This window comes from Pseudomonas sp. Sample_9 (assembly GCF_004307535.1).
Classification (GTDB): Bacteria; Pseudomonadota; Gammaproteobacteria; order Pseudomonadales; family Pseudomonadaceae; genus Aquipseudomonas; species Aquipseudomonas mercuritolerans.
Genome location: NZ_RAZO01000002.1, coordinates 1 through 7,314, shown reverse-complemented (window position 1 = coordinate 7,314; position 7,314 = coordinate 1). Strand labels below are relative to the sequence as shown.

7 protein-coding genes are annotated in these 7,314 nt (G+C 60.4%); all 7 read right to left on the bottom strand.

Features of this window, described 5'->3' with window-relative positions:
* Positions 1-620 (bottom strand): carbohydrate porin (locus D6877_RS00165; protein WP_178083607.1); only part of this gene is annotated, 620 nt, incomplete at its 3' end.
* Positions 621-814: 194 nt separating this feature from the next.
* Complete coding sequence (ugpC, locus tag D6877_RS00160; RefSeq protein ID WP_073472036.1) at positions 815-1,975, bottom strand: sn-glycerol-3-phosphate ABC transporter ATP-binding protein UgpC; 1,161 nt, start codon at positions 1,973-1,975, stop codon at positions 815-817.
* Between the two features lie 2 nt (positions 1,976-1,977).
* Positions 1,978-2,823, bottom strand: coding sequence for a carbohydrate ABC transporter permease (locus tag D6877_RS00155; RefSeq protein ID WP_039758116.1), 846 nt, complete (start codon positions 2,821-2,823; stop codon positions 1,978-1,980).
* Complete coding sequence (locus D6877_RS00150) at positions 2,816-3,724, bottom strand: sugar ABC transporter permease (RefSeq protein WP_016773533.1); 909 nt, start codon at positions 3,722-3,724, stop codon at positions 2,816-2,818. The genes D6877_RS00155 and D6877_RS00150 overlap by 8 nt, the downstream gene beginning before the upstream one ends.
* Before the next feature lie 119 nt (positions 3,725-3,843).
* Positions 3,844-5,145 carry an ABC transporter substrate-binding protein gene (locus D6877_RS00145; RefSeq protein WP_130909460.1) on the bottom strand — a complete coding sequence of 434 codons (1,302 nt, stop codon included), beginning with the start codon at positions 5,143-5,145 and terminating at the stop codon, positions 3,844-3,846.
* 118 nt (positions 5,146-5,263) lie between these two features.
* The gene (locus tag D6877_RS00140; RefSeq protein WP_130909459.1) at positions 5,264-6,523 is read right to left on the bottom strand and encodes an AGE family epimerase/isomerase; all 1,260 of its coding nucleotides are present in this window, start codon (positions 6,521-6,523) and stop codon (positions 5,264-5,266) included.
* Positions 6,524-6,844: 321 nt separating this feature from the next.
* The coding region (locus D6877_RS00135; protein ID WP_130909458.1) for a sensor histidine kinase at positions 6,845-7,314 on the bottom strand (470 nt) is incomplete at its 5' end.

Genomic DNA, 7,314 nt, shown 5'->3' with positions numbered 1-7,314 from the left:
CGGATCGCGGCCTGGCTGACGGGCCAGTTGTACCAGATGTTGGTCGCCCAGTTACCCACTTGCGAACCGCAGAACGCCAGGTTCTGGAAGTCGCACGGGAAGGTGTTGAAGTCTTCGCCTTCGCCGAAGTAACCGGCCTTGACGTCGAGTTTGTTGTCGAAGAACTGGTGCTGGATCCACAGTTGGGTCAGACGCACCATGTGGCCACGGCCGTAGACTTCCTGCGAGGAGCTGAGGGTGCCGGCACGCGGATCGCCAACGCGGTCGTTGGAGATGTTGTAGCCGTTACGATTGGTCAGCTGGATCTTCGCTTGGGTGTTGTCCCAGCCCCACAGTTTCTGCAGGTCGAGGGCCACGCCCAGACCGAACTGGTCGGCATAACGCGCAGTCTTGTCGTCGTTGTAGCCGCCGTTCAGGTTGGCGCCCATCTCGCCAACGTAGTCGGCCTTGATGTCGATACCCTGCTCGATCAGCTTGGTGCGCTCGCCGCCCCAGTCGCCGGTCATCCATTTGGAGTCGGAGCTGAACGCATCCGCCGCCATCGCATTACCGGCCAGCACCAGTGCAGCTGCCGCTGAAACCTGGCAGATCAACCGGGCATTGACGTGTTTCTTTTTCATCCCTACATCCTCGTCTTTATTGTTATTAACTGTTTTTATCTAACGCGGTTTACATAAAGTGCGGTGCTCGACAGGCCGGACACCGCGTGCTCCTTTGTGGGAGCGAGCCTGCTCGCGAATGCGGTGGAACAGGCGACATCAATGCTGGATGTCAGACCGCTTTCGCGAGCAGGCTCGCTCCCACATTTTGTACTTCAGCGCCCTTTGAATTGCGCCACATTCGCCGACCGGGTCTCTGTCTGCACCTGGCCCGCAACGCCCAGACGCTCGCCGGTATTGGCATCGAACAACAACACTTTCGATGGATCGAACTGCAACGTCAGACTTTCGCCCACCTGCGGTGCCACGTCCGGCGCCAGTCGGCAGCAGACCTTGGTGTCGTTCAAGTTGACGAACACCAGGGTGTCCGGACCGGTCGGTTCAGTGACCTGCACTTCGGCGCGGATGCTCGGCAGACCATTGCCCTCGCCATTCGCCAGAACAATCTGCTCCGGGCGCAGGCCGAGGATCACTTCGCGATCTTCAAGCCCGGCGTCCTGCATGCTCATCGGCAATTCGCAACGCGCCTGACCGCTGTCGAGCAGCGCCAGCAGACGACCGTCCTTGCGCTGCAAACGCAGGGGGATGAAGTTCATCGGCGGCGAACCGATGAAGCTCGCCACGAACAGGTTGGCCGGATTGTTGTAGATGTCTTTCGGCGTACCGAACTGCTGAATGATACCGTCCTTCATCACCGCGACCTTGTCGCCCAGAGTCATCGCTTCGATCTGGTCGTGGGTCACGTAGACCGTGGTGGTTTTCAGGCGCTGGTGCATCAGTTTCATTTCGGTGCGCATCTCGACGCGCAGCTTGGCGTCGAGGTTCGACAGCGGTTCGTCGAACAGGTAGATCTTCGGCCGCCGCGCCAGAGCACGGCCCATCGCCACGCGCTGTTGCTGACCACCGGAGAGCTGGCCCGGCTTGCGATTGAGCAGGTGTTCGATCTGCAACAGCTTGGCCACGCGGGCGACTTCTTCGTCGATCGCTGCTTGTGGCATCTTGCGAATCTTCAGGCCGAACTCGATGTTCTCGCGCACGCTCATGGTCGGGTACAGCGCGTAGGACTGGAACACCATGGCGATGTCGCGATCCTTGGGGCTCATGCCGCTGACGTCCTGATCACCGATCATGATCGCGCCGCCGGTGATGGTTTCCAGACCGGCGATGCAGTTCATCAAGGTCGATTTGCCGCAGCCCGACGGACCGACGAGGATCAGGAATTCACCGTCCTTGATCGACAGTTCGATGTTCTTCAGGGTGTCCGGCAGGCCGGCCCCGTAGGTCTTGTTTACGTTGCGAAGTTCAAGCGTAGCCATGATTACCCCTTGACCGCGCCGGCCGTCAGCCCGCGCACGAAATACTTGCCTGCGACCACATAGACCAGCAGGGTCGGCAGGCCGGCGATCATCGCCGCTGCCATATCCACGTTGTATTCCTTGGCGCCGGTGCTGGTGTTGACCAGGTTGTTCAGCGCCACGGTGATCGGTTGCGAATCACCGCTGGAGAACACCACACCGAAGAGGAAGTCGTTCCAGATCTGGGTGAACTGCCAGATCAGGCAGACCATGATGATCGGCGTCGACATCGGCAGGATGATGCGGCGGAAAATCGTGAAGAACCCCGCGCCATCCAGCCGTGCAGCCTTGACCAGCGCATCGGGAATGCTCACGTAATAGTTACGGAAGAACAGCGTGGTGAACGCCAGACCGTAGACCACGTGAACGAACACCAGGCCGGTGGTGGTGCTCGCCAGGCCCATCTTGCCGAGGGTGAACGAGGCCGGCAGCAGCACGGTCTGGAACGGCAGGAAGCAGCCGAACAGCAGCAGACCGAAGAACAATTGCGAACCACGGAAGCGCCACATCGACAGCACGTAACCGTTCAACGCACCGATGGCGGTGGAGATGATTACCGCCGGAACGGTGATCTTGATCGAGTTCCAGAAGTAGCCGTCGACCGTGGCCCAGGCCTTGACCCAGCCGATGCCGCTGACCACGGTCGGCCAGCTCAGCAGGTTGCCGGTGCTGATGTCTTCCGGGGTCTTGAAGCTGGTCAGCAACATCACCACCAGCGGCACCAGATACAGAAACACCGCAAGGATCAGCACCGCGTAGATCGCGATGCGGCTCAAGCTGATAGCGGGTTTGGCAGCAAGACTAGTCATGACGCTTGGTCCTCAGCTCGGAATACAGGTAAGGCACGATGATCGCGAGGATCGCACCGAGCATCAGAATCGCACTGGCCGAGCCCATGCCCATCTGGCCGCGACTGAAGGTGAAGGAATACATGAACATCGCTGGCAGGTCGGAGGAATAACCCGGGCCGCCGGCGGTCATTGCCGCAACGAGGTCGAAGCTCTTGATCGCGATGTGCGCGAGGATCATCACCGCACTGAAAAACACCGGACGCAGGCTTGGCAGCACGACTTTCCAGTAGATGCGCGGCATGCTCGCACCGTCGATCTGCGCCGCACGGATGATCGATTGGTCGACGCCACGCAGGCCGGCGAGGAACATCGCCATGATGAAGCCCGAGGCTTGCCACACAGCGGCGATCACCAGGCAGTAGACCACGCGATCAGGGTCGATCAGCCAGTCCAGACGGAAGCCTTCCCAGCCCCAGTCACGCAACAATTTGTCCAGGCCCATGCCCGGGTTGAGCAGCCATTTCCACGCGGTACCGGTGACGATCATCGAGAGCGCCATCGGGTACAGGTAAATGGTGCGGATAAAGCCTTCGCGACGGATGCGCTGGTCGAGGAACACCGCCAGCAACACGCCGATCACCAGGGTAATGCCGATGAACATGCCGCCGAACACGGCGAGGTTCTTGCTCGCCACCCACCAGCGATCGTTGTCGAACAACCGCGCGTATTGCGCCAGACCGGCCCACTTGTAGTTGGGCAGGAAGGTCGAGGTGGTGAACGACAGAATGAACGTCCACAGGATGTAGCCATAGAAGCCCACCAGCACGATGAACATGCTCGGCGCCAGCACCAGTTTCGGTAGCCAGCGCTGCAATGCATCGAACGGCGAGGCCTTGCTGAACACAGCAACAGAACTCATGAGCAAATCCAGAAAAGAAAGAGAAGAACAGCTGCAAGCTGCAAGCTACAAGACCAGCAGCGCGCAAGCCTATAACTTGCAGCTTGAAGCTTGAAGCTTGCAGCTCGCCGTCAAGGCGCCTATTTAGCTGACTGAACCGCCGCGCCGAGTTTCTTCGCCGCATCGGCCGGGTCGGCTTTCGGGTCGTTGATGTAGTTGGTGACTACGTCAAAGAACGCGCCCTGCACGGCCAGAGTGGTCGCCATGTTGTGCGCCATGCTTGGTTGCAGGCCGCCGGACTTGGCGTCCGCGAGGAAGTCCTTGGCAGCGGTCTGTGCGCAGGAATCGAAGCCGAGCTTGTCCATGTTGTTCAACATGTCATTGCGCACCGGGATCGAGCCTTTGTTGATGCTGAAGACTTTCTGGAAGTTCTCACCCAGCACGACTTTGGCGATGTCCTGCTGACCGGCCGCAGTGCCTGCGTCCTTCTGCTTGAACACGGCCAGCGAGTCGATGTTGTAGGTGAACGCCTTGTCGGTGCCCGGGAACGCTACGCACTCGTAGTCCTTGCCGGCGACTTTCCTGGCGGCGGTCCATTCGGACTTGGCCCAGTCACCCATGATCTGCATGCCGGCCTTGCCGTTGATGACCTTGGCCGCTTCGAGGTTCCAGTCCTGGCCTTTGCCGTCAGCGTCCATGTAGGTCGCGACTTTCTTCAGCTCGGTGAGCGCCTTGACCATTTCCGGGCCGGTCAGCGCTTTGTTGTCGAGATCGACCAGGGCTTTCTTGTAGCCATCCACGCCCATGACCGAGAGCACCACGGCTTCGAACACGGTGCTGTCCTGCCAAGGCTGACCGCCGTGGGCCAGCGGAATGAAGCCCGCCGCTTTCAGCTTGTCGCCAGCCGCGTAGAATTCTTCGAGGGTGGTTGGATTCTTGGTGATGCCGGCTTTCTTGAAGACTTCCGGGTTGATCCACAGCCAGTTCACGCGGTGAATGTTCACCGGCACGGCCACGTAATCACCGTCGTACTTCACGGTATCGGAGACTTTCTTGTCGAGCAGGCTGTCCCACTTTTCCGACTTGGCGACGTCTTTCAAAACGTCGGTGTCGAGCAGGCCGGTCGACGCCCATTCCTGGATGTCCGGGCCTTTGATCTGCGCTACGCCTGGCGGGTTGCCGGCGACGGCACGGCTTTTCAGCACGGTCATGGCAGTCGCACCGCCACCACCGGCGACAGCGCCGTCCTTCCAGGTGAAACCGTCTTTTTCGACTTGGGCCTTGAGCACATCGACAGCGGCTTTTTCGCCACCGGAAGTCCACCAGTGCACGACTTCGACCGAACCTTTGGAATCGGCAGCGGAGACACTGAGCGGCAGGATTGCGAGCGGGAACAGGGAGGCGACAGAAATGACAGTAGCGAGGCGAGAAATCGCATTCATTCGAGATGTACCTTTCTTGTTGTTATGCATTGCAAGTCTGGTGCTTGCGCTGCACGGAGTTTAAACAGAGCGTTTCGCTTCGCAGGTAACGAAGGGACGCGTAAATGTCACGACATGGTTACACAGGAACAGGTCGGGACAACTGCGCCAAAGCCGTGGCCATGCTTGGCGCCAGCGGCAATCGAGGAATCAGCACAGCCTGCCAGGCGTGATACAGATCGGGCTTGCCCGGCCAGATATCGGCACTCGGGACATTCTGCGGATTGAGTTCGTGGTGCCAGCTGCCGTTGCAGCGGTCGATGAAATTGGTCTCGCAGAATTCCCAGAACAGTCGGTACCAGGTTTCGTATTGCGCGTCGCCGGTGCGTTTGAGCAAGGCGCTGGCGGCAGCGCTGGCTTCGGCGTGCGTCCAGTGCAGGCGATGGCGGACCACGGCTTTGTTGTGCCAGTCGAGGGTGTAGACAATGCCCGGCGCGCCATCGACATCCCAGCCGTGCCGGCAGTTGTTTTCGAAGAGTTTTTGAGCATCCAGGGCTAGCCAGCCCGGCGTAAGCATGCCGGCCTGCACCCGCGCGGCTTCAAGGTGCAGGAGCAAGCGCGCCCACTCGAAACCATGGCCCGGCGTGGTGCCGTAGGGACGGAAACCGTCAGCCGGATTGTCGTGGTTGTATTCGCGCAGCGGTTGCCAGTCGCGATCGAAGTGTTCGATGACCATGTAGTCGTTGGCAGCAGCGTGGCCATGGATCACCCGCTCGACGATGCGCTGGGCGCGCACCAGCCAGCGCGGATCTTCGGTGACATCGGCCAGCGCGAGGAATGCTTCGGTCGCGTGCATGTTGCTGTTGGCGCCGCGATAGGCTTCTTCTTCGCTCCAGTCGCGATTGAAGAATTCGCGCATGGCGCCCTCTTCTTCGCTCCAGAAATAAGTGTCGATGATGTCGATTGCGTCATCGAGCAAGGCTTGAGCGCCGGGCCGTTGTGCGACCACGGCGGAGCTGGCGGCGAGGGCGACAAAGGCATGCAGATAGGCGTTCTTGCCGGTGTTGTCGTCGCGATGCTGGGCAACCGCAAACCAGCCGCCGTGCAGCGCATCACGCAGTGGCCCGCGCAACGCGGCGATACCGTGGTCGACCAGCTCGGCAAACCCCGGCAGGCCCTGAATGTGCGCCATGGCGAAGCTGTGGGTCATGCGCGCGGTGTTCATAGTTTCGGCTTGCGCGTGCGCCTGCAAACGGCCGCGCTCTTCGAGATTGCCGAAGCCTTCGGGCAGCTTCGCAGCCTTGGCGAAATCCAGCAGACGCAGGCCTTCAGCGGCGAGCCATTGCTGGTGGGCAGGGGCGTTCAGCCAACTGCTGAAGTCAGGATGAAAGGTGTCCATGGCGTGACCCTTTTTTGTTGTTAGGACTGCGGGCAGTCTAAACAACGGGCCGGGGCGGGCTTGTAACGAAGGGGACGGTATTTGTCACTAGCTCGTGACAAAAGAGAAGAGCAAAAGCACCCTCACCCCAACCCTCTCCCGGAGGGAGAGGGGGCCGACCGAGGTGTCTTGCGTCCTCCGTCGACCTGAAAAATATTGGCGATTATGGATTCACCACCGCATTTACAGGTCAGCGCACCTCAGCAGCATCCCCCAATCGGTCCCCTCTCCCTCTGGGCGGTCCGACGTTTCGGGAGGGCTAGGGTGAGGGGCTTTTCGGGGCTAATCCACAGACCGAGGCAACTGCAACGTCACCCGCAACCCGCCCTCACGCAGGTTCTGCAACGTCACCTCGCCGCCATGGCTGTGGGCAATGTTGCGCGCAATGCCCAGACCGAGTCCGTAGCCCTGCTGCTGCCCCGCCAGGCGGAAGTGCGGCTCGAACACTTGCTCCAGCCGCTGCTGCGGCACACCCGGCCCTTCGTCATCAACATGCAGGACAAACGCGCTGTCATCGTCATCGATGTGCAGATGCGCGTTCTGCCCGTACTTCAAGGCGTTGTCGATCAGGTTGCCGATGCAGCGCTTGAGCGCCAGCGGCTTGCCCGGATACGCCGACAGCGCGCGCCCATGCTGGGTGACGCGGCCATTGCCGTTCGGCGCCAGATACGGCTCGACCAGGCAATCGAGCACATGATTGAGATCCACCGGCTCGATGTTCTCGTGGATGTCGGTGTCTTTCACGCATTGCA